At 29.6% G+C, this 2,439-nt stretch carries 1 pseudogene; it reads left to right on the top strand.

Annotated features, from left to right (window positions below):
- Window positions 1-583: 583 nt before the first annotated feature.
- A pseudogene (locus E4J94_RS17515) lies at window positions 584-2,439 on the top strand (hypothetical protein); the annotation flags it as partial.

Here is a 2,439-nt window from a genome sequence, read left to right as displayed (position 1 = left end):
TAAATATTGAATGGACGTTGCTTTTTATCATCCCATTGATCAGCTTTTATTCGAAGAGAAGTTCTGAATGTATATTTTTTATTTTGAGATTGATCAATTAAAGAAAGATGGATATTTTTTAGGTCTCCATTATCAGGCAAGAAAAAATTAAATGTCATTCAATCAGATTTAATAAATTAATAATGAACGAATTTAACAAAAAAAAGTAGTCCTTCCTAGACTACTTTTTATGCAAATATATTCTTTTTTTAAAAACAAAGCAAATTACTGAAAAATACTGTCTTAACTCTCTTTTTAAGTATTCTTTTTTTAAAACAAAAGTGTTTTTAATTGCTTATTAAATGAGTAATTAACTAAAAATCACTTTTATAATTTATTGCTCTGTAAATCAATACACTGAACAAATAGTCTAGGAAGGACTATTCATAAAATAATCACTAAACAATTTAAAATTATGAAAATAACAATCGACTTTTTTTATTTTATACATGGGTATAATTATATAACAATTTAAAATTATTAATAATAAATAAGAATAGTAAATACAGCCAAAAAATCATTTAATTAAAATAATTATAAACCTATGAAAAACACAAAAAATATTTTTTACATATTAATAGCTATCTTATTAATGAATGTAAAAATTTATGCACAAGATATTCAGGTTCTTAATATTCCTGATTCCAATCGAAATCCTACAGCCGATAACGGATACACCTTAAATGGAAGTAAAATGACGAATGCTTTAAGCAAATTGCAAAACCCTATTAACTTTGGAACTTCAGGTATTATTGGACATAAGCTAATTATTAACAATAACTTTGGGATTAGTGGTTCTATAAAAAGTACAGGAGACATAATGAGTTACGACATTATATTTATAGGAGCCTTTTCATCAAATAGTAGTTTTTCAGTATCTGAGATGGATATCCTTTTAGAATGGAGTTCCTTACCTGGTAAAGTATTATTAATAATGGAACAAGCCAGTGGAAGTCCTATATCTACGCATATGGGATATGGGATAGCAAATGGTAATCTAAATCCTACTACTCCTTTAGTATCTGATAAAGAAAACTTTATTAATATCTTTTCTGGAGCATTTGGTAATGTTACTAGTTTATACCAAGGTGGGGGTTCTCAAGGTTATTTTTCTACAAATTGTAGAGGGATTTCTTTAGCTAAAAATAGTAATGGTAATTCTACAATTCTATTTAACAATAAGTATAGAGATCTTTTGTTTGCAGATACAGATTTTTTTACTTCAGTTGGAGGGACAATAAGTGCAGGAAGTAGTATAACTAACGATACAGATATAGCATGGGGTAATGTTTGGTCATGGGCAATAAGTGAAGTTGTGAATCAAAAAGTACCACAAATAAATTTGGTAGAAGGAGGAGAAGCATATACAAATCAAATAATGCCTATAATAATAGGTACTTCTGCAGAAATCTCGTTAAGAAATAATTTAGGTAACGTTGTTGGTTGGCAAACAAGTATAAATGGTTCCACTTGGACAGATGTTAACAACACGTCTTCTATACATCTTAGTTATCCAAATCCTGTAAATAATCAACAATTCAGAGCTATTGTAGGTTCTGCAAGTTGTGGATATGTTTATTCAATTCCTGTTACAATAACAACTGTAAAAGATTGCACTAAACCTGGAGATTTCTTAACAGCTGGTATACCTACAAACTCAGGAATCACAACTCACAGCAAACAAGAAGTTTGGCCAGGTATTATTCCAAATGGTTTTTTGGCATTAGAATCTAATACAAAAGGAATGGTGATTACTCGAGTTCAGAATTCTACTAAGATTACTGAACCAAAAGAAGGAATGATTATTTATAATATTGATGCGAAGTGTGTACAATTATACAATGGGACTATTTGGAATTGTATAAAAAACACGTGTGGTTCTAGTGGAGAAACACCAAGAAAAATAAGATTAGGCTCTTATGGTTCTTGGGTAATTGGAGGAAATGCTTTTCCTGCCTATAATAGCCAATTAACTAATCCTGTAAATTATGGGCCAACAGGAACCTTCAAAGGGATTACTGGTTTTGAGTTTTCAAATATTACATCGCTTCTAGAAACGACTACAGCAGCTCAATTAAAAGTTAATTATGATATTATTAATGGCTTTTTTGAAAAAGTTTCGAGTGAAAATGCACAGAAAATTGCTGATTATGTAAAATTAGGAGGTGTAGCTATTATTAACATAGATAATCCGCAGTACGATTTTAGTGCAATTTTAAATTCGTTTGGGATTACAGGTCCTTATAGTAGTTATGGAGAAATAAATGCGCGAAGTTCAATAACCAATCAGTTAAGTAATGTTTTTGGAGATACAAAAGATATTGCGTTGTTAGGCTCTGATACACAAGGAAGAGTTTTAGCAAATCAATTACCATCAACAAGTACTATTTATGCTAATGA

This window comes from Empedobacter tilapiae (assembly GCF_004785645.1).
GTDB classification, from domain to species: Bacteria; Bacteroidota; Bacteroidia; order Flavobacteriales; family Weeksellaceae; genus Empedobacter; species Empedobacter tilapiae.
The sequence above is the reverse complement of the archived record's forward strand: the minus strand, read 5'-3'. Positions and strand labels throughout refer to the sequence as shown.